Annotated in this window: 25 protein-coding genes, 14 tRNA genes and 4 rRNA genes; 39 read left to right on the forward strand and 4 right to left on the reverse strand. The window is 50.6% G+C overall.

Going from position 1 to position 25,813, the window contains the following annotated elements; genetic code table 11:
• Nucleotides 1–4: 4 nt before the first annotated feature.
• Nucleotides 5–1,114, forward strand: coding sequence for an Mrp/NBP35 family ATP-binding protein (locus tag MKZ24_RS08140; RefSeq protein WP_340781974.1), 1,110 nt, complete (start codon nucleotides 5–7; stop codon nucleotides 1,112–1,114).
• Nucleotides 1,115–1,193: 79 nt separating this feature from the next.
• On the opposite strand, the gene gerD is transcribed toward MKZ24_RS08140, so the two are convergent.
• Nucleotides 1,194–1,895 (reverse strand): spore germination lipoprotein GerD, encoded by a 702-nt coding sequence (gene gerD / locus MKZ24_RS08145; protein WP_042239960.1) that lies wholly within the window; start codon nucleotides 1,893–1,895, stop codon nucleotides 1,194–1,196.
• Between the two features lie 127 nt (nucleotides 1,896–2,022).
• Here gerD and MKZ24_RS08150 point away from each other — a divergent pair, with 127 nt between their 5' ends.
• Together MKZ24_RS08150 and MKZ24_RS08155 are read left to right on the forward strand one after the other, a co-directional pair.
• Entirely contained in the window at nucleotides 2,023–2,613 is a 591-nt protein-coding gene (locus tag MKZ24_RS08150) for a KinB-signaling pathway activation protein (protein WP_042243600.1), read from the forward strand.
• Nucleotides 2,614–2,743: 130 nt separating this feature from the next.
• The gene (locus MKZ24_RS08155) at nucleotides 2,744–3,565 is read left to right on the forward strand and encodes a PPK2 family polyphosphate kinase (RefSeq protein ID WP_340781978.1); all 822 of its coding nucleotides are present in this window, start codon (nucleotides 2,744–2,746) and stop codon (nucleotides 3,563–3,565) included.
• Nucleotides 3,566–3,610: 45 nt separating this feature from the next.
• Here the strand turns inward: MKZ24_RS08155 and pdaB are convergent, their stop codons facing one another.
• A complete protein-coding gene (gene pdaB / locus MKZ24_RS08160; protein WP_042239954.1) occupies nucleotides 3,611–4,414 on the reverse strand; it encodes a polysaccharide deacetylase family sporulation protein PdaB in 804 nt (267 codons plus the stop codon).
• 132 nt (nucleotides 4,415–4,546) lie between these two features.
• Here pdaB and MKZ24_RS08165 point away from each other — a divergent pair, with 132 nt between their 5' ends.
• The 20 genes from MKZ24_RS08165 (at nucleotide 4,547) to MKZ24_RS08260 (ending at nucleotide 12,666) form a co-directional block, all read left to right on the forward strand.
• Nucleotides 4,547–5,158 (forward strand): stage II sporulation protein M, encoded by a 612-nt coding sequence (locus MKZ24_RS08165; RefSeq protein WP_340781982.1) that lies wholly within the window; start codon nucleotides 4,547–4,549, stop codon nucleotides 5,156–5,158.
• 242 nt (nucleotides 5,159–5,400) lie between these two features.
• Complete coding sequence (locus MKZ24_RS08170; protein ID WP_025336637.1) at nucleotides 5,401–5,631, forward strand: hypothetical protein; 231 nt, start codon at nucleotides 5,401–5,403, stop codon at nucleotides 5,629–5,631.
• 389 nt (nucleotides 5,632–6,020) lie between these two features.
• Nucleotides 6,021–7,578: ribosomal RNA gene (locus tag MKZ24_RS08175) — 16S ribosomal RNA — on the forward strand.
• Nucleotides 7,579–7,702: 124 nt separating this feature from the next.
• Nucleotides 7,703–7,819 (forward strand): 5S ribosomal RNA (gene rrf / locus MKZ24_RS08180).
• 44 nt (nucleotides 7,820–7,863) lie between these two features.
• Nucleotides 7,864–7,940 (forward strand) — tRNA-Ile (locus MKZ24_RS08185).
• A 95-nt stretch (nucleotides 7,941–8,035) separates the two neighbouring features.
• Nucleotides 8,036–8,111: transfer RNA gene (locus MKZ24_RS08190), tRNA-Ala, on the forward strand.
• Nucleotides 8,112–8,402: 291 nt separating this feature from the next.
• Nucleotides 8,403–11,331: ribosomal RNA gene (locus MKZ24_RS08195) — 23S ribosomal RNA — on the forward strand.
• A gap of 77 nt (nucleotides 11,332–11,408) precedes the next feature.
• Nucleotides 11,409–11,525: ribosomal RNA gene (rrf, locus tag MKZ24_RS08200) — 5S ribosomal RNA — on the forward strand.
• Together the 16S, 23S and 5S rRNA genes with 14 tRNA genes alongside form the textbook arrangement of a ribosomal RNA operon.
• Nucleotides 11,526–11,534: 9 nt before the next feature.
• A tRNA-Asn gene (locus MKZ24_RS08205) sits at nucleotides 11,535–11,610 on the forward strand.
• A 1-nt stretch (nucleotide 11,611) separates the two neighbouring features.
• A tRNA-Thr gene (locus MKZ24_RS08210) sits at nucleotides 11,612–11,687 on the forward strand.
• Between the two features lie 17 nt (nucleotides 11,688–11,704).
• Nucleotides 11,705–11,779 (forward strand) — tRNA-Glu (locus tag MKZ24_RS08215).
• A 56-nt stretch (nucleotides 11,780–11,835) separates the two neighbouring features.
• A tRNA-Val gene (locus tag MKZ24_RS08220) sits at nucleotides 11,836–11,911 on the forward strand.
• A 53-nt stretch (nucleotides 11,912–11,964) separates the two neighbouring features.
• Nucleotides 11,965–12,038 (forward strand) — tRNA-Gln (locus MKZ24_RS08225).
• A 5-nt stretch (nucleotides 12,039–12,043) separates the two neighbouring features.
• Nucleotides 12,044–12,116: transfer RNA gene (locus tag MKZ24_RS08230), tRNA-Lys, on the forward strand.
• 16 nt (nucleotides 12,117–12,132) lie between these two features.
• Nucleotides 12,133–12,216, forward strand: a tRNA-Leu gene (locus MKZ24_RS08235).
• Between the two features lie 7 nt (nucleotides 12,217–12,223).
• Nucleotides 12,224–12,298 (forward strand) — tRNA-Gly (locus tag MKZ24_RS08240).
• A gap of 8 nt (nucleotides 12,299–12,306) precedes the next feature.
• Nucleotides 12,307–12,383 (forward strand) — tRNA-Arg (locus tag MKZ24_RS08245).
• A 31-nt stretch (nucleotides 12,384–12,414) separates the two neighbouring features.
• Nucleotides 12,415–12,488, forward strand: a tRNA-Pro gene (locus MKZ24_RS08250).
• A 12-nt stretch (nucleotides 12,489–12,500) separates the two neighbouring features.
• Nucleotides 12,501–12,574 (forward strand) — tRNA-Gly (locus MKZ24_RS08255).
• An 18-nt stretch (nucleotides 12,575–12,592) separates the two neighbouring features.
• Nucleotides 12,593–12,666, forward strand: a tRNA-Pro gene (locus MKZ24_RS08260).
• Nucleotides 12,667–12,745: 79 nt separating this feature from the next.
• Here the strand turns inward: MKZ24_RS08260 and MKZ24_RS08265 are convergent.
• Together MKZ24_RS08265 and MKZ24_RS08270 are read right to left on the reverse strand one after the other, a co-directional pair.
• On the reverse strand, nucleotides 12,746–13,159 hold the full coding sequence (locus MKZ24_RS08265) for an ImmA/IrrE family metallo-endopeptidase (protein ID WP_042243597.1): 414 nt from the start codon (nucleotides 13,157–13,159) through the stop codon (nucleotides 12,746–12,748).
• Between the two features lie 42 nt (nucleotides 13,160–13,201).
• Nucleotides 13,202–13,645: a transcriptional regulator gene (locus MKZ24_RS08270; RefSeq protein WP_042239948.1), complete on the reverse strand. Its 444-nt coding sequence runs from the start codon at nucleotides 13,643–13,645 to the stop codon at nucleotides 13,202–13,204.
• A 292-nt stretch (nucleotides 13,646–13,937) separates the two neighbouring features.
• Here MKZ24_RS08270 and MKZ24_RS08275 point away from each other — a divergent pair, with 292 nt between their 5' ends.
• The 16 genes from MKZ24_RS08275 (at nucleotide 13,938) to MKZ24_RS08350 (ending at nucleotide 25,813) form a co-directional block, all read left to right on the forward strand.
• The gene (locus tag MKZ24_RS08275) at nucleotides 13,938–14,420 is read left to right on the forward strand and encodes an ArpU family phage packaging/lysis transcriptional regulator (protein ID WP_042243594.1); all 483 of its coding nucleotides are present in this window, start codon (nucleotides 13,938–13,940) and stop codon (nucleotides 14,418–14,420) included.
• 430 nt (nucleotides 14,421–14,850) lie between these two features.
• Nucleotides 14,851–15,273 (forward strand): phage tail terminator family protein, encoded by a 423-nt coding sequence (locus MKZ24_RS08280; protein ID WP_042239946.1) that lies wholly within the window; start codon nucleotides 14,851–14,853, stop codon nucleotides 15,271–15,273.
• Nucleotides 15,270–15,476 (forward strand): hypothetical protein, encoded by a 207-nt coding sequence (locus MKZ24_RS08285; protein WP_042239943.1) that lies wholly within the window; start codon nucleotides 15,270–15,272, stop codon nucleotides 15,474–15,476. The genes MKZ24_RS08280 and MKZ24_RS08285 overlap by 4 nt, the downstream gene beginning before the upstream one ends.
• The gene (locus tag MKZ24_RS08290; RefSeq protein ID WP_340781996.1) at nucleotides 15,476–16,798 is read left to right on the forward strand and encodes a phage tail sheath family protein; all 1,323 of its coding nucleotides are present in this window, start codon (nucleotides 15,476–15,478) and stop codon (nucleotides 16,796–16,798) included. Before MKZ24_RS08285 ends, MKZ24_RS08290 begins: the two co-directional genes overlap by 1 nt.
• Nucleotide 16,799: 1 nt before the next feature.
• A complete protein-coding gene (locus MKZ24_RS08295) occupies nucleotides 16,800–17,270 on the forward strand; it encodes a phage tail tube protein (RefSeq protein WP_039294168.1) in 471 nt (156 codons plus the stop codon).
• 195 nt (nucleotides 17,271–17,465) lie between these two features.
• A complete protein-coding gene (locus tag MKZ24_RS08300; RefSeq protein ID WP_340782002.1) occupies nucleotides 17,466–17,888 on the forward strand; it encodes a phage tail assembly chaperone in 423 nt (140 codons plus the stop codon).
• Between the two features lie 192 nt (nucleotides 17,889–18,080).
• Nucleotides 18,081–19,913 carry a hypothetical protein gene (locus MKZ24_RS08305; protein WP_340782004.1) on the forward strand — a complete coding sequence of 611 codons (1,833 nt, stop codon included), beginning with the start codon at nucleotides 18,081–18,083 and terminating at the stop codon, nucleotides 19,911–19,913.
• 1 nt (nucleotide 19,914) lies between these two features.
• Nucleotides 19,915–20,661, forward strand: a complete 747-nt coding sequence (locus tag MKZ24_RS08310; protein ID WP_042239931.1) for a LysM peptidoglycan-binding domain-containing protein — start codon at nucleotides 19,915–19,917, stop codon at nucleotides 20,659–20,661.
• A gap of 12 nt (nucleotides 20,662–20,673) precedes the next feature.
• Nucleotides 20,674–21,636, forward strand: a complete 963-nt coding sequence (locus MKZ24_RS08315) for an XkdQ/YqbQ family protein (RefSeq protein WP_340782007.1) — start codon at nucleotides 20,674–20,676, stop codon at nucleotides 21,634–21,636.
• 5 nt (nucleotides 21,637–21,641) lie between these two features.
• Nucleotides 21,642–21,935 carry a DUF2577 domain-containing protein gene (locus MKZ24_RS08320; protein ID WP_042239926.1) on the forward strand — a complete coding sequence of 98 codons (294 nt, stop codon included), beginning with the start codon at nucleotides 21,642–21,644 and terminating at the stop codon, nucleotides 21,933–21,935.
• Complete coding sequence (locus tag MKZ24_RS08325) at nucleotides 21,932–22,360, forward strand: DUF2634 domain-containing protein (protein ID WP_340782011.1); 429 nt, start codon at nucleotides 21,932–21,934, stop codon at nucleotides 22,358–22,360. The genes MKZ24_RS08320 and MKZ24_RS08325 overlap by 4 nt, the downstream gene beginning before the upstream one ends.
• On the forward strand, nucleotides 22,353–23,411 hold the full coding sequence (locus MKZ24_RS08330) for a baseplate J/gp47 family protein (protein ID WP_340782013.1): 1,059 nt from the start codon (nucleotides 22,353–22,355) through the stop codon (nucleotides 23,409–23,411). Before MKZ24_RS08325 ends, MKZ24_RS08330 begins: the two co-directional genes overlap by 8 nt.
• 2 nt (nucleotides 23,412–23,413) lie before the next feature.
• A complete protein-coding gene (locus MKZ24_RS08335) occupies nucleotides 23,414–23,827 on the forward strand; it encodes a hypothetical protein (RefSeq protein ID WP_042239920.1) in 414 nt (137 codons plus the stop codon).
• Nucleotide 23,828: 1 nt separating this feature from the next.
• Nucleotides 23,829–24,851: a DUF2793 domain-containing protein gene (locus MKZ24_RS08340; RefSeq protein ID WP_340782016.1), complete on the forward strand. Its 1,023-nt coding sequence runs from the start codon at nucleotides 23,829–23,831 to the stop codon at nucleotides 24,849–24,851.
• A gap of 12 nt (nucleotides 24,852–24,863) precedes the next feature.
• Nucleotides 24,864–25,199, forward strand: coding sequence for a hyaluronate lyase N-terminal domain-containing protein (locus MKZ24_RS08345; protein ID WP_081956713.1), 336 nt, complete (start codon nucleotides 24,864–24,866; stop codon nucleotides 25,197–25,199).
• 2 nt (nucleotides 25,200–25,201) lie between these two features.
• On the forward strand, nucleotides 25,202–25,813 hold the full coding sequence (locus MKZ24_RS08350; RefSeq protein WP_340782018.1) for a putative phage tail protein: 612 nt from the start codon (nucleotides 25,202–25,204) through the stop codon (nucleotides 25,811–25,813).

Here is a 25,813-nt window from a genome sequence, read left to right on the forward strand (position 1 = left end):
TTCCATGCTGACTAGGGAACAAATTCAGGAACTTTTGCAGCCGCTCACAGACCCGGAATCCGGAAAAAGCCTTGTCGAATTACAGCTGATCCGCGATATCATGATTAAAGAAGACCGGATTTCGCTATCTGTCGTGTGTCTTGACTCCGAGGAGAAGCAGCGTATGGAGCTGGAGCAGCAGGTTCGCGATCTGCTTACTGAGGGCGGAGCAGATAATATTCATATCCGTCTGCGTGATGCCACCGATTATGAACGAGCTATACTCCGTGGAGAGAGTGCAGAAGACGAGCAGGAATCAGAACAAGGCGAGAAGCTGAAAGGCCACGCAGCGGGCCTTGAGGGGCATGAGCTGATCAACGAGAATTCGGGTGTGAACTTCATCGCGATCGCCAGCGGCAAGGGCGGAGTGGGAAAGTCAACGGTGACAGTGAACCTGGCCGTAGCACTAGCCAGAAAAGGCAAAAAGGTCGGTCTGATCGATGCTGACATTTACGGCTTCAGTATCCCTGACATGATGGGGATTGAAGAAGGACCAGTCGTGGAAGAAGGTACGATTATTCCGGTGGAACGATTCGGAGTGAAGGTCATGTCGATGGGCTTCTTCATCCGTGAGAATAGTCCGGTCATCTGGAGAGGGCCGATGCTTGGCAAAATGCTGCGCCAGTTCTTCAGCGATGTAGGCTGGGGTGAACTGGATTACCTGCTGCTGGACCTGCCTCCGGGAACGGGCGATGTGGCGCTTGACGTGCATCAGATGCTGCCGCACAGCAAGGAGATTATTGTAACCACCCCTCATGCAACGGCGGCCTTTGTGGCAGCAAGAGCGGGCTCTATGGCTCTGCAGACCGATCATGAGATTCTTGGGGTCATCGAGAATATGGCGTATTATGAATGTTCCTCCTGCGGCAAGAAGGATTATATCTTCGGACGCGGGGGAGGTGCCCGCCTGGCCGAAACACTGCATACAGAGCTGCTGGCCCAGGTGCCGCTGGGTGCACCTGATAACCATATCTCTGAGCCTGATTTCTCACCATCGGTGTACAAGGCGGATACGCCAACTGCAGGATTGTTTGCAGAAGTTGCAGATAAGCTGATCGCCAAGTACGAACATTAAGCTCTGCGTAATTTGTTTGCACACAAAAAGGCCTGTCCTATATGGGACATGGCCTTTTTTGAAAATAATGTATGTTATTTTAGGAGCCGGAATCATCTCCGCCTTCCTGCTTCTGACTGTCGCCCCCGCTTTCCTGTTCCTCTCCGCCCCCGCCGCCTTTTTCGGCATCCTTTTTCTGTACCTTAGGCTGCAGCTCTTCCTGTACTACAGTTTTGAGCAGATCGAGCACTTCCATACGGAAGAGCGGATTCTGCATGGCCTCCTGCATAATGGTCATGGATTGCTTGCGGTAATCGGAAGTCTTAGTAAGGTCGAGGAACATTTTCATCATTTCAGGCGATTTCATAATTTCTTCGACAGACTTTTGATAAGTGGGGTCCTTAATTAATTGAAGATGCAATTCCTTGCTCTGCGTATTAATCGCTTTGGCGAACTCCCCGGCAAACTGCGGGTCCGTCATGATTTTTTCGATTTCCTTCTGGTACTCAGGAGCTGTGATGGTGTCTTTAACCGCGATCCGGATCTGCTCGGTTGTTTGCATCGGCATCATTTTCATGCTCAGCCCGCTTGTGCTGCCTTCACCCGAGCTGGGGGTAGAAAGGGCCTCCTCAACTGCCTTTTTCCCCTCATCGCTTTTCAATATATCTACAACCATCGTCTTCATTTCCTTATATCCGCCCTGTCCGGAAGAAGAACTGCTGCTCTGTTCGCCTCCGCAGGCCGTTAAGGCCATAACCAAGCCGAGTGCCAAGCCTCCAGACCACAAAGTCCTCCATTTCATTGGCGCTGCCCTCCTTTATAGAGTTACTGACTGTAGTATGCCGCGGGGGCACACATTTATGTTGGAGTGTAATGGTTTTTTGACGGTAACCTTGGTAAAATAAATCTGACACAGGGAGGTGGAAGCGCTGAACTTAAGAAAATGGTTTTATTTATTCTGGACCACGCTTTTGATCGGAGCAGGAGGAGCCGTGATTGCCGGTCTTGCCCTGCAGATAGTCAATGGCGGAATCGATTTCAAGAGCACCGCCGACCTTTTACTTTACTCCCTGATCCTTTTTGGCTACGGAGTGCTCGTCAGTGTATATGCACAGCTTGGGTTCTTCGCTTATCTGATTCTTAATTACATGGGCACCGGCGTGTTCCCGCGCAAGGCATGGCGGTACATACAACTGGTGCTAGCAGTGCTTGCGCTGCTTGAACTGGTTTTCCTGCGTACATTTTTGAGCGGGGACCGGAGTGTTGCATCCGACCTGATTCTGGGTCTCGGGATTCTGCTTACCGCAATTATTGTTTCCTGGTTCAAAATGCGGGGTACCAACGCTTCGGCCTGGATTCCAACCTTTTTCTTTATGACCGCCATCACCATTGTTGAGATTATCGGTGTACTCCGGATCGGCGTAGATAGCGCCACCATTTTTATTCTGGTGCCGCTGGTCGCTTGCAATGCGTTCCAGATTTTGATGCTGCACCGCATTTTGAAACCGGCCTCAATTTAAAAGTCTATAAACCAAAACCCCGCTTCCCTGAATACACTCAGGGTGGCGGGGTTTTGGCATTGCTTATACGGAACGGTTAGAATCAAGTTGATGAGGTTAATCTTAAAGAATAGAGTGGAGGAGGGAATATATGAACATCAAGCGTTATATGATAAAAGACACAAGTGAAACACGCCTGAAAGACCTCGATCCGGACGAACGCGGCGAATTCAAATCTAAAGAAGAAGCGGAAGCCAAAATGGAGAAGCTGAAGAAACGGCTGGCAGAGCTTCAGGATATCCTTTTTGCACAAAAGAAGCATTCCCTGCTCGTTATTCTTCAAGGAATGGATTCCAGCGGGAAGGACGGAACCGTTAAGCATATTTTCTCCGGTATTAACCCGCAAGGCTTCATCGTTACCAGCTTCAAGAAGCCCTCTCTGGAGGAGGAAGCTCACGATTTCCTGTGGAGAGTCCATATGAAGACACCGCCCAAAGGCTATATTGCTGCGTTTAACCGTTCGCATTATGAGGATGTGCTGGTACCGCGTGTGCATGGCAGTCTGAAGAAAGAGGATGCCAAGCGGCGTTTCCGCTACATCCGCCAGTTTGAGGAAATGCTGGCGGAAGAGGGGACAACGGTAATCAAGCTCTTTCTGCACATCTCCAAGGAGAAGCAGCTGGAGAAGATCCAGGAGCGGCTTGATGATCCGGCGAAACATTGGAAGTTCGACGCCAGCGATCTGCAGGAACGCGAATTCTGGGATGATTATCAACAAGCCTATGAAGATGTTTTTGAGGAAACCGGTATAGAGAAAGCTCCATGGTACTGGATTCCGGCGAATCACCGCTGGTACCGCAATTATCTGGCGCTGGCCATTGTGGTGAAAACGCTGGAGGGGCTTGACCTGAGCTACCCGAAACTAAATACACCTACTCCGGATATTTCCAAGCTCATTTCTCCGCGCCACTAATTCATAGCACATAACCTATAGCGGCGCGTTTAGAACTGGTCTAAGTTACATCCCGGCAGCGTCTTCTAACCCATTATCCAGCCAAGCGGAGTCGCGGACTTCCTTGCCTTCGGCACTGCTTTGGCTAATTAGTTCAGAGACTGTAACGAATTCATATCCTTGGCTGCGCAGTTTATCAATAATTTGCGGCAATGCCTCATGAGTCTGCTTACAGGAGTCGCTGGCATGCAGCAATACGATATCTCCGGGATGGGCCTTGCTCGTCACACGGTTCACGATATTATCCACACCGATGTTCTTCCAGTCCAGCGAATCTGTATCCCATTGAATTACCTTATACCCAAGATCAGAGGCAACCTGCAGCACTCTTTTGTCAAAATCCCCGTTAGGCATTCTGATGAGGTTGGGCTGTGTACCTGTTAACTCGGTCAAGACCGTATGGGCTGTAGTAATTTGCGTACGGATTTCTTCATTGCTCAGTGTACTGTAGTTCACATGCTTGTGGCCGTGGCTGCCAATCTCGTATCCGGCGTCTTTGATGCTGGTGACAATCTCTGGATGGGTCTTACTCCAAGGGGAGGATAGAAAGAAGGTAGCCTTATCCACCTTTTTGTCTTCCAGCACCTTCAGGATCGGTTCCGGTCTCTTCTCCCCCCAGCTAATATCAAAGGTTAAGGCAATCAGCTTCTTTTCCGTCGGCACGCTGTAAATGGCGGAAGGGGCTGCTTCAGAGAAAACAGTAATATTACCCCTTTCGACATAGACGACACCGGCGGTAAGAAGCGCAGCAGCAAAGATATAAATGAACCGTTTTATCTTTTTGCCGCTGAATACATAAAAAGAATTCATAATGTCAGCGCTCCTCTCCCATGCGAAATGCTTGTTTGTTCTAAATGTATGCTCGTACAGGGCGCTTATGACCGCAGATATAAAACCTGCAGCAAATGCTTCAAAAGCGCGATATCATATCAGGAGGTACAAATGTTATCTTTTAATACGTTTATCAAAGATCTGGGAACGATCCGCAAAGCGCTGCTGACAGCAGCCTTGTTATTCATAGCCGGCGGAGTAATTGGCTGGATCGGTACGGGAAGTCTGCAGCAGCTGCTGAATGAGCAATTGAAAGGAATCAGCGAAATCAGCGGGAACCTTAGAGAATCCTCTAATCCGCAATGGAGCTTTTTTGTATTTATCTTTCTGAACAACAGCATCAAAAGTGTAGTCATTATATTTCTAGGGGCACTGTTTGGAATATTACCGGTGTTCTTCCTGCTGATTAACGGTGCGGTCATTGGTTATCTGATTCATCTGTCCGCAATACAGGGACAGGACCTGTTCACCCTGATTGTAAAAGGATTGCTGCCGCACGGGATTATCGAGATTCCAGCAATCATTATTGCCTGTGCTTTTGGTCTGAGGTTCGGAGGCAAAGCGTTGTCTGCCCTATTTCGGGCGGGAAAAAGAAATGAGAGGGAAGCGGGCCATTGGCAGGCGTTTATGCGGCAGACTTTTACCGCTTCGGTATGGATTGTTATTCTGCTGTTCGTTGCCGCAATCATTGAGAGTACAATTACATTTTCACTTTTATCATAAAATTTATGGGAATTGAGCATAACATTAAAAGCCAAATAAATTGGTCCCATAGTCGGAATTTGGATATAACGAGACCATAATGGAATTTTTTATAATTATGGTTATAGATCCTATGCTCCGGTTAATCTAGTGTAAGCAGTACAATTGGAGCTTCCCACATCGAATGGTCTATTTTCTACAGTAGAGGACATGGCATTTGATGGTTGTTGATAGCTATGAATTTCATGAAGGAGGCCAAGCATATGCTCGGGATGTTATTCAATGAGAAGGAATGCAAGGAGCTGGACTATGTTTTGCGTAAAGAGCTGGATGAAATGCTTCTGGACTTGAGCGATCAGCGTTTAGATCAGAATATCAGACACGCTATTGCCAATCGATATAAAACGGTATTCCGTATGTATGCACGTTTTGCTCCACAGAAGGAGTTGTCCAAGTACGCGTGGGGAGGACGTTCCTCACAGTTCAAACATTGAATACTAAAGTGCTATAAGACCAGAACAAATAAAATTAACCTAATAGCTTGACTAAAAGGGAGCCGGCATGATACATTATATCTCGCGCTCCTTTTGAATGTTTAAAAGGGTGCTACAGGCAGGAAATAATGAAAAATAACTTTTTCAAAAAAAAGCTTGCCAAACAACGAAACACTATGATATATTATAAAGGTCGCCGCTGAGATGCGGTGAAGAGTTAAAATGAGACATTGATCTTTGAAAACTGAACAACGAGTGAGTGGGGAATCACGAAAGTGACTTCCAAAAATGATGAGTTTCACAGCGTCTTGTACGCTTTAGAAACTTCATCGTGAGAATGAAAATTCTCGTCAGATGTTTCAAAATGAGCAATCGCTCTTTCTAAAACCAATTTGGAGAGTTTGATCCTGGCTCAGGACGAACGCTGGCGGCATGCCTAATACATGCAAGTCGAGCGGAGTTCATTTGAAAGCTTGCTTTCAAATGAATTTAGCGGCGGACGGGTGAGTAACACGTAGGCAACCTGCCCTCAAGACTGGGATAACTACCGGAAACGGTAGCTAATACCGGATAATTTCTTTCCTCTCCTGAAGAGAGAATGAAAGGCGGAGCAATCTGCCACTTGGGGATGGGCCTGCGGCGCATTAGCTAGTTGGTGGGGTAACGGCTCACCAAGGCGACGATGCGTAGCCGACCTGAGAGGGTGAACGGCCACACTGGGACTGAGACACGGCCCAGACTCCTACGGGAGGCAGCAGTAGGGAATCTTCCGCAATGGGCGAAAGCCTGACGGAGCAATGCCGCGTGAGTGATGAAGGTTTTCGGATCGTAAAGCTCTGTTGCCAGGGAAGAACGTCCGGTAGAGTAACTGCTACCGGAGTGACGGTACCTGAGAAGAAAGCCCCGGCTAACTACGTGCCAGCAGCCGCGGTAATACGTAGGGGGCAAGCGTTGTCCGGAATTATTGGGCGTAAAGCGCGCGCAGGCGGTCATTTAAGTCTGGTGTTTAAACCTTGGGCTCAACCTGGGGTCGCACTGGAAACTGGGTGACTTGAGTACAGAAGAGGAAAGTGGAATTCCACGTGTAGCGGTGAAATGCGTAGATATGTGGAGGAACACCAGTGGCGAAGGCGACTTTCTGGGCTGTAACTGACGCTGAGGCGCGAAAGCGTGGGGAGCAAACAGGATTAGATACCCTGGTAGTCCACGCCGTAAACGATGAGTGCTAGGTGTTAGGGGTTTCGATACCCTTGGTGCCGAAGTTAACACAGTAAGCACTCCGCCTGGGGAGTACGGTCGCAAGACTGAAACTCAAAGGAATTGACGGGGACCCGCACAAGCAGTGGAGTATGTGGTTTAATTCGAAGCAACGCGAAGAACCTTACCAGGTCTTGACATCCCGATGAAAGCATTAGAGATAGTGCCCCTCTTCGGAGCATCGGAGACAGGTGGTGCATGGTTGTCGTCAGCTCGTGTCGTGAGATGTTGGGTTAAGTCCCGCAACGAGCGCAACCCTTGACTTTAGTTGCCAGCAGGTAAGGCTGGGCACTCTAGAGTGACTGCCGGTGACAAACCGGAGGAAGGTGGGGATGACGTCAAATCATCATGCCCCTTATGACCTGGGCTACACACGTACTACAATGGCCGGTACAACGGGAAGCGAAACCGCGAGGTGGAGCCAATCCCAGCAAAGCCGGTCTCAGTTCGGATTGCAGGCTGCAACTCGCCTGCATGAAGTCGGAATTGCTAGTAATCGCGGATCAGCATGCCGCGGTGAATACGTTCCCGGGTCTTGTACACACCGCCCGTCACACCACGAGAGTTTACAACACCCGAAGTCGGTGGGGTAACCCGCAAGGGAGCCAGCCGCCGAAGGTGGGGTAGATGATTGGGGTGAAGTCGTAACAAGGTAGCCGTATCGGAAGGTGCGGCTGGATCACCTCCTTTCTATGGAGAATCGTTTCCTGCAACGGAAACATTCAAATCGGAAGCTAAAGCTTCCACAACGAACCTTAGGGTTCAAACACTCACTCGTGTTCAGTTTTGAAAGAGCAAGTCTCTTTCGTATGCGTTTGGTGGCGATAGCGGAGGGGTTCCACACGTACCCATCCCGAACACGACCGTTAAGCCCTCCAGCGCCGATGGTACTTGGACCGAAGGGTCCTGGGAGAGTAGGACGCCGCCAAGCGAACAATCAATTTATTGGTTGATTCACAATGTTATCTGTTATATGGGCTTTTAGCTCAGTTGGTTAGAGCGCACCTCTGATAAGGGTGAGGTCGGTGGTTCGAGTCCACCAAGGCCCACCATATAACATTTAGAATTGAATAGCGAGTCCCGGGGTCCCCGAAAAGTAATCGGAATTAACCTCGAAGCTACACCTCACTTTTTGGGGTGACTATATGGGGCCATAGCTCAGCTGGGAGAGCGCCTGCCTTGCAAGCAGGAGGTCAGCGGTTCGATCCCGCTTGGCTCCACCAATACTTCTTTACAAGATTATATGCACATTGTCTGTTATTCCGAACATCACAGTCGTGATTGTCCCGAAATTTCAGCACCTTGATCCTTGAAAACTGGATACCGAAACGAATTTGCGTTTTAGAACATCTTTTAGCTGAAACTTGTGTAAGCAAGTTGAAATAGTTATTAGTCATGCTGAGCGATGGTTTTGGATTATGAGCGACTTTTGGCTTTAAACAGACTAGCGGACGGATTCATCCGGAAGCGCTGTTTAAAACAAGATGAGCGAATGAGCCAATACCGGAGCGATTGGTTAAGCTAATAAGAGCACACGGAGGATGCCTAGGCGCCAGGAGCCGACGAAGGACGTGGCGAACAACGAAACTGCCTCGGGGAGCTGTAAGCAAGCTTTGATCCGGGGGTGTCCGAATGGGGAAACCCAGCTGTGGTAATTCGCAGTTACTCGTATCTGAATACATAGGATACGCAGAGGCAGACCAGGGGAACTGAAACATCTAAGTACCCTGAGGAAGAGAAAACAATAGTGATTCCGTCAGTAGCGGCGAGCGAACGCGGAACAGCCTAAACCAAGGGGCTTGCCCCTTGGGGTTGTGGGACGTCTCACATGGAGTTACAAAGGAATATGGTAGGTGAAGAGGTCTGGAAAGGCCCGCGATAGAGGTAAAAGCCCTGTAGCCTAAACTGTGTTCTCTCCGAGACGGATCCCGAGTAGTGCGGGGCACGTGAAACCCCGTATGAATCCAGCAGGACCATCTGCTAAGGCTAAATACTACCTGGCGACCGATAGTGAAACAGTACCGTGAGGGAAAGGTGAAAAGCACCCCGGAAGGGGAGTGAAATAGAACCTGAAACCGTGTGCTTACAAAAAGTCAGAGCCCTATTACTGGGTGATGGCGTGCCTTTTGTAGAATGAACCGGCGAGTTACGTTTAACATGCAAGGTTAAGTCGAGAAGACGGAGCCGCAGCGAAAGCGAGTCTGAATAGGGCGAATGAGTATGTGGACGTAGACCCGAAACCGTGTGATCTACCCCTGTCCAGGGTGAAGGTGCGGTAACACGCACTGGAGGCCCGAACCCACGCATGTTGAAAAATGCGGGGATGAGGTGGGGGTAGCGGAGAAATTCCAATCGAACTCGGAGATAGCTGGTTCTCCCCGAAATAGCTTTAGGGCTAGCCTCGGTGAATGGAGTGGTGGAGGTAGAGCACTGATTGGGTGCGGGGCCCGCAAGGGTTACCAAGCTCAGTCAAACTCCGAATGCCATTAACTTCTTGCCGGGAGTCAGACAGTGAGTGCTAAGATCCATTGTCAAAAGGGAAACAGCCCAGACCATCAGCTAAGGTCCCCAAGTGTGTGTTAAGTGGGAAAGGATGTGGAGTTGCACAGACAACCAGGATGTTGGCTTAGAAGCAGCCACCATTGAAAGAGTGCGTAATAGCTCACTGGTCGAGTGACTCTGCGCCGAAAATGTAACGGGGCTAAACACACCACCGAAGCTATGGCTAGATACTTTGTATCTGGGGTAGGGGAGCGTTGTATGTAGGTTGAAGGTGTACCGTAAGGAGCGCTGGACAGCATACAAGTGAGAATGCCGGTATGAGTAACGAAAAGATCAGTGAGAATCTGATCCGCCGAAAGCCCAAGGTTTCCTGAGGAAGGCTCGTCCGCTCAGGGTAAGTCGGGACCTAAGGCGAGGCCGAAAGGCGTAGTCGAAGGACAACAGTTTGAAATTACTGTACCACCGTAATCCGCTATGAGCGATGGGGTGACGCAGGAGGGTAGTGACGCGGACTGATGGATGTGTCCGTCTAAGCAGTGAGGCTGATGTGTAGGCAAATCCGCACATCATTAAGGCTGGGCTGTGATGGGGAGCGAAAATTGTAGTAGCGAAGGTCATGATCTCACACTGCCAAGAAAAGCCTCTAGCCAGGAGAAGGTGCCCGTACCGCAAACCGACACAGGTAGGCGAGAAGAGAATTCTAAGGCGCGCGGAAGAACTCTCGTTAAGGAACTCGGCAAAATGACCTCGTAACTTCGGGAGAAGAGGTGCCTCGGTAGGGTGAATAGCCCGAGGGGGCCGCAGTGAAAAGGCCCAAGCGACTGTTTAGCAAAAACACAGGTCTGTGCGAAGCCGCAAGGCGAAGTATACGGGCTGACGCCTGCCCGGTGCTGGAAGGTTAAGGGGAGTGGTTAGGGGCAACCCGAAGCTGTGAACCGAAGCCCCAGTAAACGGCGGCCGTAACTATAACGGTCCTAAGGTAGCGAAATTCCTTGTCAGGTAAATTCTGACCCGCACGAATGGCGTAACGACTTGGGCGCTGTCTCAACGAGAGATCCGGTGAAATTTTAATACCTGTGAAGATGCAGGTTACCCGCGACAAGACGGAAAGACCCCATGGAGCTTTACTGCAGCTTGATATTGAATTTGGGTACGATCTGTACAGGATAGGTGGGAGCCGTTGAGGCAGGAGCGCAAGCTTCTGCGGAGGCGCCGTTGGGATACCACCCTGATCGTATCTAGGTTCTAACCTAGTACCCTAAGCGGGTACGGGGACCGTGTCAGGCGGGCAGTTTGACTGGGGCGGTCGCCTCCTAAAGAGTAACGGAGGCGTTCAAAGGTTCCCTCAGAATGGTTGGAAATCATTCGCAGAGTGCAAAGGCATAAGGGAGCTTGACTGCGAGACCTACAAGTCGAGCAGGGACGAAAGTCGGACTTAGTGATCCGGTGGTACCGCATGGAAGGGCCATCGCTCAACGGATAAAAGCTACCCTGGGGATAACAGGCTTATCTCCCCCAAGAGTCCACATCGACGGGGAGGTTTGGCACCTCGATGTCGGCTCATCGCATCCTGGGGCTGAAGTAGGTCCCAAGGGTTGGGCTGTTCGCCCATTAAAGCGGTACGCGAGCTGGGTTCAGAACGTCGTGAGACAGTTCGGTCCCTATCTGTCGTGGGCGCAGGAAATTTGAGAGGAGCTGTCCTTAGTACGAGAGGACCGGGATGGACGTACCGCTGGTGCATCAGTTGTTCCGCCAGGAGCATGGCTGAGTAGCTACGTACGGACGGGATAAGCGCTGAAAGCATCTAAGCGTGAAGCCCCCCTCAAGATGAGATTTCCCAACTAGTAAGACCCCTTGAAGACGACGAGGTAGATAGGTTGGAGGTGGAAGTGCAGCAATGCATGGAGCTGACCAATACTAATCGGTCGAGGGCTTATCCAAATTTCTTAGAGCGCAGATTCGTTTCGGATTCAGTTTTCAGGAATCAATTCCTGAAGCATTTACGCTGTAAATGCCCGTTTGGTGGCGATAGCGGAGGGGTTCCACGCGTACCCATCCCGAACACGACCGTTAAGCCCTCCAGCGCCGATGGTACTTGGACCGAAGGGTCCTGGGAGAGTAGGACGCCGCCAAGCGGACAATATTCCCTGATAGCTCAGTTGGTAGAGCACTCGACTGTTAATCGAGTTGTCACAGGTTCGAGTCCTGTTCGGGGAGCCATGCTCTCATAGCTCAGCAGGTAGAGTGCTTCCATGGTAAGGAAGAGGTCACCGGTTCGAATCCGGTTGAGAGCTCCACAGATTTACTTTACTAAGGCCCGTTGGTCAAGGGGTTAAGACACCTCCCTTTCACGGAGGTAACATGGGTTCGAATCCCATACGGGTCACCAATTTTTTATGGGAAGATAATTCCCTGAGTTTCACCCCTTTGGAGCGCCATACATATGGAGGCTTAGCTCAGCTGGGAGAGCATCTGCCTTACAAGCAGAGGGTCGGGGGTTCGAACCCCTCAGCCTCCACCATAATTTTCTTGATATTTGTGGGAGATTGTGGGCATTATATAGGTATCTATTGTAGGGGATTCGCCAAGTGGTAAGGCAACGGACTCTGACTCCGTCATCATAGGTTCGAATCCTATATCCCCTGCCAATTGCGAGCCATTAGCTCAGTTGGTAGAGCACCTGACTTTTAATCAGGGTGTCGAAGGTTCGAGTCCTTCATGGCTCACTTTTATTAGTTTTATGCGCGTGTGGCGGAATGGCAGACGCACCAGACTTAGGATCTGGCGTCGTAAGACGTGGGGGTTCAAGTCCCTTCACGCGCACCACTAATTTGCGGACGTGGCTCAGCGGTAGAGCATCGCCTTGCCAAGGCGAGGGTCGCGGGTTCGATTCCCGTCGTCCGCTCCATATTTTTTGCGCCCTTAGCTCAGCTGGATAGAGCGTTTGACTACGAATCAAAAGGTCGGGAGTTCGAATCTCTCAGGGCGCGCCATTATTCTTTTGAGTAATAGGCTTTATATTAACGGGATGTAGCTCAGCTTGGTAGAGCACCTGGTTTGGGACCAGGGGGTCGCATGTTCAAATCGTGTCATCCCGATATTTCACCTTTGCGGGTGTAGTTCAATGGTAGAACTTCAGCCTTCCAAGCTGATAGCGTGGGTTCGATTCCCATCACCCGCTCCATATTAAATTTCATAGTTTCGGGATGTAGCTCAGCTTGGTAGAGCACCTGGTTTGGGACCAGGGGGTCGCATGTTCAAATCGTGTCATCCCGATAACACAGCTAATAGCTGGCAATGAACTCTTACTTCGGTAAGAGTTTTTTGTTGCGTTATTAAAGGAACATATGTTCCTTTAATCATCTAAAAAAAAGACAACCTCTGCCGGGATGCCGATCCTTGCATAATAGCTCTGTAAAGATTCATCCTGCTCGATAGAAGTGCCAGCGGATAGCAGCTTCACTGCGAATATATTGGCCTGACGCTCCAGCTTCCCCGGTGAGAAAAAAGAGTTTTCCTCCAGAAAAAAACGGTTGACCCCTTTATGCAGACGGTCATGAGCCAATTCATGCGCACATACAAACCGCTGCCACTCCAGAGGCAGCTCATTATGAATGACGATAAACCTTCTTCTCAACTTACGGTAATACAAGCCCTTGGTGCCTTCGCCTAGATCCATAAACCTGATGTGAATGCCGAGGGCTCCGGCCAGCTCGAAGGGGTTGTTGGTATTATATTTTTTGACCAGACGCTTGATTAGCTCATCCATATTCTTCACCCGCAGCATGTTAATAGTTGTATGATTGCCTGGCTATTCCTTCGTACCTGAATCGTGCTTGGGCTTAGTTCTTTTGTTCATCTGCTTGGCCTCCCAGAATAGGCCTGTTAATACATCCTTGATCCGCTGCTTATCCTCCTTGTTCAGTGGGATTCCGTCGAACATCAGCTCGCCATCATCCTCAAGCATTTGACGGAAATCCCGTTTATCCTTACTCGTAGCCCATGCGGGCACTGACCCTACAGTACTGCTCTGTGATTCGGTTAAATGACCGGCATGGCCCATAAGCTCCTCATAAGAGACATCGGTCGCTTCAGCAATCTTACGCAGTGTAGCCGGCTTAGGGACACCCCGCAGTCCATTCTCTATCCGCGAAATTTGTGCTCCGCTAATCCCGGCAAGGGATGCCAACTGATTGATTGTCAGTCCCTTTTCTTCCCGAAGCTGTTTCAGATAGTTCCCGAATTCCTCTGCCATCGTTAACCACTCCTTATCACCTAATAAGCTGTTGCTATTAATATAAGCTATTTATGCCAATAGGTAAACAATAAAGCGGACGATATTGCCAAAAGGTAAGATAAATAATGAATATAGCTTGTTTATACTCTAAAACGGGCCTAAATGGCATTTTACGGAATTGGTAGATAAGTGGTATATTAATGAAAAACACGAACAACATACGAACAAATAGAATTTTACCACATTTGGCTGGAAAGGTCCGCAATAAAGTTCTCAAATCTGTATGACATCAAAAGGAGTGGTTAACATGATGATTCTAGCTTCGCTGCCCGAGCTTGACCGCCGTCTTACTCAGGTCACTATAGAAAATATGCTGGAGAAATACCGTATATTTAAGACCGTAACTTTCGAGGCTAAAGAGGCCGGGATTACGTACTCTTATACGGAAAGGTTCCACGGCGCGACTAATACGGTTACGGATCAGACGGCGGCTATAGCAACTCATAATGTGGATGTGCCTGCGGCAAGAAGAGCATACTGTGCAATGATAGATTCCGTAGTAGAGAGACTTACACTTAGAGAACAGCAGCTTGTGCGGGAACGTTACTTGCGCAGAGAGGAGAGCTACGACTACACGATCTATAATCATGTATTCGATCCCCCGGTGAGCAAGGACACTTATGTGAAAATAAGGTCGAAGGCGTTCTATAAAATGGCGCTGGCGCTCGCAGATCTGCAGTTGTTGTCATTAACTTCGCTAGAGAAAACATCAGGGCCCCGCAAGGAGAAATAGTAGACTGCCCGCTGAAGCTGAACCTTCTCACGGAAATAGCCTGGAGATTCGGTTATTTTAGATAATAAGTAGTACACGAAGCCGTATTGCCCAATGGGTGATGCGGCTTTTTTTGCGGCACAACTGGTACCTCCTTTTTTCATCCCAAGGGTCTCCGGAAGTTAGTCCATTCTCCTCTATAATAGCGTCTGCGCAGAGATTCAAAGGGTCTATATTTATAACATGGCAAATGAAGCAGAAGGACACCGCGGGAGCATGAATGCTCTACAAAATATCGGCTCCCTTGGGGGCTGAGGCATAAGCGTGGTGAAAGTTCCTTCAGCAGAGGCCTAATACAAGACGGATATTATTCTTGTCAGGATAGTATCCGTTGTGATTTCCAGGAAGGGGGGGAGGGATTATCACAACTAATCTTGAGAGGATTGAAATCATGACTGTACAACAAGTGCGGGAGAACATCACAGATGCGTTGGCAGAGTATTATCCCGATGTACCTGTCTATGTGGAAGGGGACAAGCCGCAGTCAGCCTACTTCAAAACGGGGCTCATCTCAGCAACCTACGACCGGCAGCGTGAAGGCAGATACATGGCGGTGTACCGTTTCGGTATCCGCTACGAGCAGGGAAGTCCGCTGGATGCAGAGAGCATGGCGGACGGCTTGTGTGAAGCGTTGGCGGACAGGGAAAGCGGCAATCCAGCTTTTCGTGTAATGCGCCAGTCATGGGAGGCAGGAGCAGAGGGACATGGGCCGCTGTTCACAGTAGACTATATGCTCTATCTCCAGAAGCAGAAGCAGCCGGAGGGCGAGGCAGAACTGATGGGTCACTTCACAGAAGGAGCACGGCTGAAATGAATTCAAAGGAAATGAATGCAAGTGAGCTGAAGCGAGGCGGGGAAGAGCAGAATGCTTTTGGCAAACAGCAGATTATGGGTTCTGTCTTATTTTCGCCGAAGGAAAAAGATGTACTGGATGTAGTTCTGCATGAGAGCGGGAGCTACAGCCTGGAAGAGGTTAAGCAATTAATGATGCTTTATCTAAATAAGGAGGTTATCTAATGGCTGGAGGAACATGGACAACACAAAACAAGGTGCGTCCGGGAGTATACGTAAATGTGGCTTCGAACGGAAGCGTGTCAGGTAAAATGGGGGAACGCGGTACGGCGGCCCTGGCGCTTACGCTGCCTTGGGGACAAGCCGGAGTAATTCTTAAGCTCACCGCACAGGATGATTTCCAGAAGAAGCTTGGGTATGATCTGACGGGTGCTGAGTTGCTGCCGGTAAGAGAGGTACTGAAACGGGCAGGCACGTTGCTGCTCTATCGTTTGAATCAGGGTGTAAAGGCAGCTGTGACCAATAATGGGGTTCAAGTTACTGCATTGTATGGCGGGGAACGCGGCAATGCACTCAAGATTGTTATCGAGAAGAATATCGACGACAACGCTCAGTTCGATGTGCGGACTTTGCTTGAGAATACAGAGGTGGACAAGCAGACAGTAGCTACGGCTGCCGGGCTGACTGCGAACGACCATGTAGAATTTAAGCCGAATGGACCCGGTGCGCTGACGCTAACAGCCGGGATGCCGCTTGTAGGCGGTGCTAATGGTACGGTAACGAATGCAGAACATAGCGACTTCCTGGCGGAGCTGGAGGTTCAGGACTTCCAGACTGTGGGGCTGGTATCCGAGGATAACACGCTCAAGGCGCTATATAGCGCTTATGTGAAGCGTCTGCGTAATACGGAAGGCAAGAAGGTGCAGGCAGTATTGTCCGATTATGCTACGGCTGACCACGAGGGTATTATCAGTGTGGCAAACGGTGTGGTGCTGAGTGACGGAACTGTGGTGGATAAAGCACATGCCGTGGCTTGGGTAGCCGGTGCTACTGCCGCCGCTGCGGTGAACGAATCCCTGACCTATCAGGCCTACGATGACGCTGTTGATGCGGATGTGCGCTTCAGCCATTCCGAGACCGTAGCCGCGCTTACAGACGGTGAACTGCTCTTTACGTATAATGGCGGCCGTGCTGTGGTAGAGCAGGATATCAACACCTTTACTTCATTTTCACCAGATAAGGGTAAGGCATTCTCCAAAAATCGTGTACTGCGCGTACTGGATGGAATCTCCGGTGATTTGAAGCGTATTTTTGAGAATTACTTCATCGGTAAATTGCCGAATAATGAAGACGGACGTGCGCTTTTCTGGTCGCAGTGCGTTACCTATATGAATGATCTGCAGAACCTGGGGGCGATTGAGAACTTCAACGCACAGAGCGATATTGTAGTTACCCCCGGAGCGGACAGTGACAGTGTTGTGCTGGATGTGGCTGTGAAGCCGGTGGATTCCGTAGAAAAAGTATATATGAAAGTGAAGGTGGTTTAAGATGACATTCTTGAAAGCCAGCGATACGCTATCCGGCCAGGAGGGCCGGGCCTATGCCACAATTAACGGACAGACGGAAGAAATGTTCTATGTGAAAACGCTGGAGGCTACAGTGGAGAAACAGAAGGCGGAAGTGAAAACGCTTGGACGCCGCGGGGTGCAGCATAAGGCAACCGGATGGTCGGGCAGCGGTACGATGACGATTTTCTATATGACGAGCCGTTTCCGCCAAATGATGCTGGAATACATGAAGACGGGGATTGACCAGTATTTCAGTATTATTGTGACGAATGAGGATCCGTCCTCTACAGTTGGCGCGCAGCGCATCATGCTGAAGGATGTCAATCTGGACAGTGTGATCATGGCTTCGCTGGATACGGAGTCGGATGCGCTGGAGGAAGAGGTCAGCTTTACCTTTGAAGATGTGGAGTTGGTTCAGCCCTTCAGTGCCCCGGCAAATTCCGGCCAATAACAGATAAGCAGATTCATCGCCCAGACAGGAGCTGGAAGACCCGGGCGTGTGTTTTAAATTTATTTATTTGTTTCGGGGTCCCCGCAAAGTACCTGAATAATTATCGAAGCCAAGCCCCACGTTGTGGGGTTATTTTGCGGCGGGTCTTTTCTCTGTCTCTAATTAATCCAATACTAAGAATCCGGGAGGAACATCATGACTGAATTAAGTTTGTTTTTTGCGCAAAATGCAGCATGTGATACAACAGAGGAGTTTGTGGTCTCGCTACGTTTCAAGGATAAGGAAGGTAAAGCTGCCGTCTGGAAGCTGCGCAGCATGAATGAGGATGAGAACCAGGAGTGCCGGAAAGCCGCCACACGCAAGGTCAAAGGAAAGAACGGCACCTATACCACGGAGATTGATCCCAATGAGTATATGGCCAAGCTGATGACGGCAAGCGTTGTGCATCCGGATCTGAAGAACACGGAGTTGCAGCGCTCTTATGGGGTGATGGGGGCCGAATCACTGCTGCGCAAAATGCTGCTGCCCGGTGAGTTCGCCGCGCTTGGTGAGCGGGTACAGGCCCTGAACGGCTTCGCCACAGATATGAACGAGCTGGTAGATGACGTAAAAAACTAATCAACGAGGGCGATGGTGAGGCCAATCTGGCCTACTACGCCCTCCACGAGCTGCATATTCTGCCGCATGAGCTGATGAAGCTCTCGGTCCGCGAACGCGCGGCGATCTATGCCATGATTGCTGTGCGCGTGGACAAGGAGAAGCGGGAGCGTGCCCGGAGTAAGGGGAAGAAGAGATGAAGGGGGTGAATGAATGGAAATTACAAGTACAGCGTTGGTTCCTGTAACGGCATTAACCGTCTGGCAAAATGTGAATTCACAGTGGGATCGGCTGAACCAGAATTTTAACCGGGCCAGCCACTCGCTGGGTGACCTGCAGCAGATACTGGAGCGGGTGTATGAAGAGAAAAACAAGTCTTTTATGGAAGGGTTCATGCAGTCTCAGGAAGCGGCCAGACGGCTTGCGGATGAAGGGGGCTCTTCCAGATCCAGCCGCTCTGGAGGCAGTTCTAACGATGACGATCTGGATCATAACGATGTCCGGAATGCCAAAAGCGGATTCATGGGTGAAGTCCAAAAAATAATGAAGGCCCTGGACGTAGGCGGATTCGAACTTATCACTTACGTTGGGGACAAAGCCATAGGTTATATGCAGAACAAGAAGAAGGAAGCTGCAGCGGAAAAGGAACAAAAGGCAGCAGAGAAGGCACGGAAAGCAGCGGAGCCGGGATTCCTCTCCAAAACGAAGGACTCCTTGGGTTCACTGGACCTTGGCGGTGTGTTCGATAAGGTGAAGTCTCTGGGTACGAAAGCGATAGCTGCTAACGCGACGGAGGAAGATAAGGGGAAATGGAACAAGCTGCAGGGAAACATGGATAGCGCAGTTGAAATGATGGGTCAAAAAGCCATCGTTGCGTTACGTCCGGTTCTGGATACCTTGAATAATGCATTTCAGTCTGAAGGAATGTCTACTGCACTAAATCTGATCGCGAATGCATTCCTGGTAATAGCTACGGTGATTGGAGAGGTTGTAAATGGCATCTTGTATATGTTTGCAGCGTTCCAGGAGAACTGGGATGTTGTAGGGCCAATCCTTGCGGCCATTGCCATTGTCTTCATAGCTGCGATGATTGTGCAGTTATATAATCTTGCTGCCGCTTGGCTTGTAGGCATGTGGCCGATCCTTTTAATTGTTGCCGCTGTAGCGCTGCTTATTTATATTCTTCAACAAGCAGGTGTGTCCGTAAACGAGGTAGTTGCTTTTATCGGGGGAGCTTTTGGCTGGCTGAGGGCGACTATAGAGAATTTTGTTATCGGTCTGTACAATAACTTTGTTTCATTTGCAGACTTCTTCCGTAACTTGTTTATTGATCCGACGTATGCTGTGCAAAAGCTATTTTATGACCTGGCCACGAACTTCCTGGGCTTCATTTACCAAATGGCGTTAGGTGTTGAAAGCTTTGCAGGCGGGTTCGTAAAGGCCATAGCAGAAGGCATAAACTTTGTGCTTAAGGGGATTCAAAGTGTGGCAGGGTGGTTAAGCAAATTCCCCGGTTTTGAATTTTTGGCCGATTTCAAACCCAACTTTCTTGAAGCAGAGAATCCGCATGTCTTCAGTGATATGGTCAAGAATGCTCAAGGTACCCTGGTAGAGCCTACATCAACTAAGGATGTACACAATACCAAAAAGAAAGAATTTGTCGATACCGCCAAAACAGTAGCGGAATATGAGAACAAGGCAGCAGCTCTCCCCGCAAAATTCAATACCAAGCTGGATTCGGCCAAGCCCAAAGATGATAAATCCAAGAATCCTGCTCAAACTGCTGCAGCTAACATCAACAACATCAACAAAGTGGGTGAAGTAGGCTCCATTAATGATAAGGTCGATATCTCCAGCGATGATCTGGACATGCTGCGCGAGCTGGCCGAGATTCAGTCGATTCAGAATTTTGTAGAGCTGACACCAACAGTTCAGGTAACAACGGGTAATATTAATAACTCCGGCGATATTGACTCCATCATCACGAAGATCGGACAAAAGCTGAAAGAGGAATTTGTCTCTACGGCCCAGGGGGTGTATACGTAACATGGAGGAGTATGGGTTCTATCTTAGCTTCAATAACTATGAAGAGGTGATCCGGCTTCCGGTTAATCCTGAGACCCTCGAGATCAAAGAGAATGGCGACAGCAAGAGCTATACGGTCATAGATTTTGGCGAGATCAATGCTATTGCTTATCCGAAGCTGACGGAGATCACCATTGAGAGTATTTTTCCGGCACAGTATTATCCGTTTGTGGTGTATTCGGGAGAGAATGCCGGCAAGCTGCTGAAGCCTTATGAATATGTGGAGCTGATCCGGAAATGGATGCTGAGCCGCAGGCCGGTCCGGTTTGTTTTCTCAGGGCTGAAGGCGGTGAATGTGCAGGATACGCAGACTCCAGATTGGCTGAAGCAGGCGAATGCACAGGCGCAGCAGACTTTTACCGGGGACATTGGCATCAATATGGCTGTCAGCATTGAAAGCTTCTCCTGGAAGCTGAGTGCGGGCTCTTCCGGGGATATCGAGTATACGATCGGCTTGAAAAAATATGTGTTCTATCAGGCGTTAGCCATGAAGGTTGACAGCAAGGGTGAAGTGAAGACGCAGCAGAAGCGGGCAAGCGAAAAAACAGCAGCCTCCACTTATACCATCAAAGCCGGTGATACCCTCTGGTCCATTGCCCAAAAACAACTGGGTGAAGGCAGCAAATATCAAACTCTGCAAAAGCTTAACAGTATCTCTGACAGCGAACTGAAGAAGCTCAAACCCGGCAGAGTGATTAAGCTGTCGTAGGAGGCCATGGCGATGGAATTAATAGTAATCAATAAAGAAGGCACGATCTGGGATGTTTCCGGGATTGCCACTGACATCTCCTGGAAAACCACCCGTACCGGCAAGCCTGCCACCCTCGAGCTCACACTGGTGGATAGCGGCATTTATCAGCATGCTAAGTTCGGCATCAGCAACGGGGATATTGTGCAGTTCAGGAAAGACGGGATTGATGTGTTCTACGGGTTCGTCTTCAGCATCGATACGGGAGCGAATCAGGAAATGAAGCTGACGGCGTATGATCAGATCCGTTATCTGCTGGGCAACGGCAGTTATGTGCTGCAGGATATTACAGCAAGTGAGCTGATCAGCAAAATCGCCAAAGACTATGGCCTCCGGCTCGGAGTAATGGACCCGGCGAAGTACACGATTCCTTCCCTGATCGAGGATAATAAAAAGCTGCTGGATATAATTATGGGAGCTGTGGGCAGTGAACTGCAGTATATGGGCCAGCTGATGGCTTTTTATGATGATTTCGGAAAGCTGACCCTGCGTGCGCCTCAGGCAATGCTGCTGAATGTGATCCTTGGTGCCGGTCATTATCTGTATGATTATTCGCTTAAAAGAAGCATTGACGATGATACGTACAATACAATCCTGCTCTATCAAGACAATGAGGAAACCGGCAAACGTGAGTTTTTTCCGGCGACGGATAAGGAAAATGTGGAACGCTGGGGGATTCTTCACCTGTACCAGAAGGCGGATGACAAGGCGAATGCTGCGCAAATCCAGGAGAAGGCAGGCAATCTGCTGAAGCTGCATAACCGCGAGAAGCTTAGCCTCTCTGTGCAGGCCATTGGTGATATGCGGGTCCGGGCCGGGAATTTCATTTATGTACTGCTGGATGAGTTTCAGACACAGCTGTTTCTGGTCGATCAATGCAGCCATAAGATTTCAGGCGGGGAGCATACGATGTCCCTAGACATTAAGGTGGTGTAGAAGACATGCTAGATATTATTAAACAAGCAAGCCTCGGGGCCGTATCGAATACGAATCCGGTGGCTTTTTCTTATGGGACAGTAGTCGGGGTACAGCCGTTGCAGATCCAGGTGGAGCAGCGGTTCATTCTGACGGGACCGGCGCTGGTTGTGCCAGAGTCCGTGATGGAGAGCAAGGCAGTGTTTGAGGGCAGAGAGATCTTGCTCCGCCGGGCCTTGGCAGCGGGAGACCGCGTGCTGCTTGTGCGTATGCAGGGCGGACAGAGCTATATCGTCCTGGATCGGCTGGTGGACCTATGATCCCGGCGATTGGGAAGTCCGGTCCGGTTACGGCATCCCTTGAAGGTAATGGGGATACAACGGCTGTCAGCCCGAGCCTAACGTATAGGATGGACTGGGAGCAGGGGCGGATAGCCGGAAGAATCGATGGGCTTGAAGCAGTCAAACAGGCAGCGGTCAAAGTGCTGCAGACTGCCCGCTTCGAGCATTTGATCTATAGTCCAAACTACGGAACGGAATGGAGTCTCGTACTGGGACAAGACAGGCTGCTGGCCCGGCCGGAGCTGCGCAGAATCGTAAGTGAGGCACTGCTGCAGGATGAGCGGATTCAACAGCTTGTGGATGTGGACATTCTTTTTAACGGGGATACGGTGAGCTTCAGCTGCACAGCTGTCACGGTTTACGGCAATTTTGAACTGAGAAAGGAGGAGATTGCCGGTGTATGAAGATCAAACCTATGAGGCCCTGCTCGAACGTATGCTGGACCGGGTTCCGGAAGGGATGGACAAGCGCGAGGGAAGCATTATTTATGATGCACTCGCTCCGGCGGCGGCTGAAATGGCCCAGATGTATATTGAGCTTGAGGTCAGCAACAATCTGTATTTCCCTGATACAGCGGGTGGTGAGTATCTGGAACGCAGCATTGCCTGGACAGGAATCACCCGTCACCCCGCAGGGAAAGCGCAGCTGAGCGGCAAGTTCTATACCAGCGGAGGGGAGCTGCTGGATGTTCCTCTGGGCAGCCGGTTTTCGCTGGGCTTGCTCCACTTTAGCGCGGCGGAGAAGCTGTCACCCGGAACGTACCGCCTTGAAAGTGAGACCGCCGGTGCAGAGGGGAATCAGTACTCGGGTACGCTGCTGCCCATCGATTATATCCCGGGGCTGGCCCGGGGGGAGATTACGGCACTGCTCGTTCCCGGTACGGATGCGGAGGCAGATGAGGCGCTGCGCCAGCGGTACTTCGATTCGGCCAGACGGCCTTCGACGAGCGGCAATAAATATCATTATATGGAATGGGCGTTGGACACCCAGGGCGTAGGGAGAGCGCGGGTCTTCCCACTGTGGGCAGGGCCGAAGACGGTAAAAGTGGTCATTGTAAATGCGGAGCACAAGCCTGCTTCCGCGCTGTTGGTCTCTCAAGTACAGCAATACATTGATCCTGCTCCGGGTCTTGGCGAAGGACAAGCTCCGGTGGGAGCCGTAGTGACGGTGGAATCTGCCACAGGCAAAACCATTAACGTCACAGCCAGGGTTACGCTGGCAGCCGGTTATGCGCTGCAGCCGGTCATTAAAGCTTTTACAGCGATTCTGGAGAAATACCGCAAAGAGAAGGCTTTTGATGCCACCTATATCAGTCAATCCGTAGTTGGTTCGCTGCTGCTGGATACCGAGGGTGTTATGGATTATAGCGGACTCAAGCTGAACGGCGGGACGGGAAATGTGACTCTAAACGAGACTGAAGTGCCGCTATTCGGCAATGTCGTACTGGAGGTGTAGCTATGGGATATCCGGAGCAGATTGACGTCTTTCAGGACAAGCTGAACAAAAAAGCAAACGGCAGTAGCTATGTCGTCGAAGAGAAGCTTCTTCTGGCAGGCGGTGTATACAGCGGCCTGCTTGCCCACGATAACATTAATAATCAGACCTTATCTGTTTATACAGGTTCACGCTATAGCGGGACAGAGGTGCGGAATTACTCGGTGTCTTTTCCTGACGAGGCACCTTGGCGGCGGATGATTAAGATTTATGCCGATGTGCCTGAAGTGTACGTGACTTACGAAACGCCGGGAGATACGGTGGAAGCGGATGATGTGAATCAGCTGCAGACAGGGCTGACAGCCACGCAGAGTGAGCTGGATCGTTATAAAAAGGCCGGGCTGATTGACGGCGGATCTTTCAAAAGAGAGGTGTAAAATGGCACAAACTATTCAAGTGAAACGCGGTACGCGGGCAGAGCTATCCACTTACGGGACGCTGAAGGCCGGTGAAATGGGCTTCTGTACAGACACGAAGGAAATATACATCGGAGACGGTACATCCAATTCCATGGTCGGTCGGGCGTTGTCCGGTCCGGAAGCCTCTCGCCCTGCGGCAGCGTCTGTGGGCCGGCTGTATTATGTGAGCAGCGGAAGTAACAGCGGTTATTTGTACTTCGATGACGGGGCGGCCTGGCGCCGGGTGAATGCGCAGAAATTAACAGATCTGACCGGAACCGTGGATGATATCGCAGATGGCACTACCTATGCCAAAGTGCTCAAAGCGGATATCACTGCGGGACATCCCAACAAGGTGTCGGACGGCACTAATACCAAGACGGCTGCTGAGATCAAAACCCATATCGACGATGCCGCTAAGCACCGGTTAATCAATGATACGGGAACGGCAATTACGGATCTGTGGTCTGCACAAAAAATCAAAAATGAGATTGAGCTGGCCAAGCATAATATCGAGCCTCAGGCCTCGGTCAAGGATCAGAACCTCAGCGCTCCGCCGGCCAGCCCGGTCGAAGGTGAACGTTACATCATCCCGGCTGGAGCTACGGGTGTATGGGCAGGGAAAACCAATCAGGTTGCCGAGTACCAGTCTGCTGTCTGGGTGTATTATGTTCCGGTTGTCGGCTGGACGGCTTATGTGGATGATGAGCAGAAAATTTACAGCTGGAACGGGACCGCCTGGGTGCGGACGGGTGGAGCCCTGCAGACCATTACTGCGGGGAGCGGACTCATCGGCGGCGGACAAGCTGATGCGGTGACGCTGAATGTTGGAGCGGGCAACGGGATTACGGTAAGTGCGGATGCGATTGCTGTCACAGCAGGCAAAGGAATTACTGTAGATGCGGCAGGTGTTGCAGCCAACGTGGACGGAAGCAGCATTGTTTATGATGCGGGCAACGGTAACCGGCTGACGGTGGGCAGTATAGATGGCGGAACATTCTAGGGGGCGGTGACCATGGCACTGAAGACATTGATTCAAATCCGCCGCGGCCTGGAAAGTGCACTGGGTACGCTTGCCGCAGGCGAACTGGGCTACTGCACCGATACAGGCAAGCTCTACATTGGGAATGGCAGCAGCAATTTGCTGCTGGTTGCCGCCCAAAGCACCGGAGACATGCTGAAGAGCATCTATGATACCAATAACAACGGCAAGGTCGATTACGCGCAGGCTGCGGATAGTGTGCCTTGGTCCGGTGTGGACGGCAAGCCATCCGTATTTCCACCGGCTGCGCATACCCATGATTATTTGCCCAGAGGTCCGCTAACCTGGAATCAGCTTAAGGGGGTGTAGCTGTGGCTTATGGAGACAGTATATATGGCCTTCTGAAGTATTCCGAAGAGGGTGTGTCGGGGGAAGGGCCGGAAGTTCAGGTCCCGGATCTGATGAAGTACCTGCCGGAGTATTACCAGGGCGTGCCCGAGATGGAGCAGCTGCAGGCGAGCGCCGGTGCGGAATGTGGCGAGCTTGCCTATGCGATGGCTGACAGCGATGCACAGAAGACTCTGGAGTCTGCAACGTGGAGTCTGTCCCGCTGGGAGCGGATGCTGGCGCTGACTTCGGATACGGGGAAGTCTTACGCAACCCGCCGGGAGATGATCAAGGCCAAGCTGCGGGGGAACGGAACGACCACGCCGGAGATGATCCGGAGGACGGCATCTGCTTTTTCCGGCGGGGATGTTGAGGTGGTGGAGGTGCCCGGAGCGTACAGCTTCGAGGTGCGTTTCGTCGGCACGCTGGGTATCCCGGCCAATATGGCGGGTCTGATCCAGATCATGGAGGAGATTAAACCGGCACATCTGGATTATAGCTTCGTGTACAGCTACACCTGGTGGGACTCTGTTAAGACGCTTACCTGGAATAATGCGCATGCCAGAACCTGGAACGAATTAAGAGTATACGAATAG

The sequence above is a fragment of the Paenibacillus sp. FSL R7-0297 genome (genome assembly GCF_038009025.1).
Taxonomy (GTDB): Bacteria; Bacillota; Bacilli; order Paenibacillales; family Paenibacillaceae; genus Paenibacillus_AQ.

Bases quoted from the DNA above. Each gene is read 5' to 3' on its own strand.
- gerD (WP_042239960.1), bottom strand. From the start codon at position 1,895: ATGAAATGGAGGACTTTGTGGTCTGGAGGCTTGGCACTCGGCTTGGTT.
- MKZ24_RS08295 (WP_039294168.1), top strand. From the start codon at position 16,800: ATGACATTCTTGAAAGCCAGCGATACGCTATCCGGCCAGGAGGGCCGG.
- MKZ24_RS08165 (WP_340781982.1), top strand. From the start codon at position 4,547: ATGTTATCTTTTAATACGTTTATCAAAGATCTGGGAACGATCCGCAAA.
- MKZ24_RS08335 (WP_042239920.1), top strand. From the start codon at position 23,414: ATGGGATATCCGGAGCAGATTGACGTCTTTCAGGACAAGCTGAACAAA.
- MKZ24_RS08285 (WP_042239943.1), top strand. From the start codon at position 15,270: ATGAATTCAAAGGAAATGAATGCAAGTGAGCTGAAGCGAGGCGGGGAA.
- MKZ24_RS08340 (WP_340782016.1), top strand. From the start codon at position 23,829: ATGGCACAAACTATTCAAGTGAAACGCGGTACGCGGGCAGAGCTATCC.
- MKZ24_RS08270 (WP_042239948.1), bottom strand. From the start codon at position 13,645: ATGGCAGAGGAATTCGGGAACTATCTGAAACAGCTTCGGGAAGAAAAG.
- MKZ24_RS08140 (WP_340781974.1), top strand. From the start codon at position 5: ATGCTGACTAGGGAACAAATTCAGGAACTTTTGCAGCCGCTCACAGAC.
- MKZ24_RS08320 (WP_042239926.1), top strand. From the start codon at position 21,642: ATGCTAGATATTATTAAACAAGCAAGCCTCGGGGCCGTATCGAATACG.
- pdaB (WP_042239954.1), bottom strand. From the start codon at position 4,414: ATGAATTCTTTTTATGTATTCAGCGGCAAAAAGATAAAACGGTTCATT.
- MKZ24_RS08345 (WP_081956713.1), top strand. From the start codon at position 24,864: ATGGCACTGAAGACATTGATTCAAATCCGCCGCGGCCTGGAAAGTGCA.
- MKZ24_RS08170 (WP_025336637.1), top strand. From the start codon at position 5,401: ATGCTCGGGATGTTATTCAATGAGAAGGAATGCAAGGAGCTGGACTAT.
- MKZ24_RS08310 (WP_042239931.1), top strand. From the start codon at position 19,915: ATGGAGGAGTATGGGTTCTATCTTAGCTTCAATAACTATGAAGAGGTG.
- MKZ24_RS08305 (WP_340782004.1), top strand. From the start codon at position 18,081: ATGGAAATTACAAGTACAGCGTTGGTTCCTGTAACGGCATTAACCGTC.
- MKZ24_RS08300 (WP_340782002.1), top strand. From the start codon at position 17,466: ATGACTGAATTAAGTTTGTTTTTTGCGCAAAATGCAGCATGTGATACA.
- MKZ24_RS08265 (WP_042243597.1), bottom strand. From the start codon at position 13,159: ATGGATGAGCTAATCAAGCGTCTGGTCAAAAAATATAATACCAACAAC.
- MKZ24_RS08275 (WP_042243594.1), top strand. From the start codon at position 13,938: ATGATTCTAGCTTCGCTGCCCGAGCTTGACCGCCGTCTTACTCAGGTC.
- MKZ24_RS08155 (WP_340781978.1), top strand. From the start codon at position 2,744: ATGAACATCAAGCGTTATATGATAAAAGACACAAGTGAAACACGCCTG.
- MKZ24_RS08315 (WP_340782007.1), top strand. From the start codon at position 20,674: ATGGAATTAATAGTAATCAATAAAGAAGGCACGATCTGGGATGTTTCC.
- MKZ24_RS08280 (WP_042239946.1), top strand. From the start codon at position 14,851: ATGACTGTACAACAAGTGCGGGAGAACATCACAGATGCGTTGGCAGAG.
- MKZ24_RS08290 (WP_340781996.1), top strand. From the start codon at position 15,476: ATGGCTGGAGGAACATGGACAACACAAAACAAGGTGCGTCCGGGAGTA.
- MKZ24_RS08325 (WP_340782011.1), top strand. From the start codon at position 21,932: ATGATCCCGGCGATTGGGAAGTCCGGTCCGGTTACGGCATCCCTTGAA.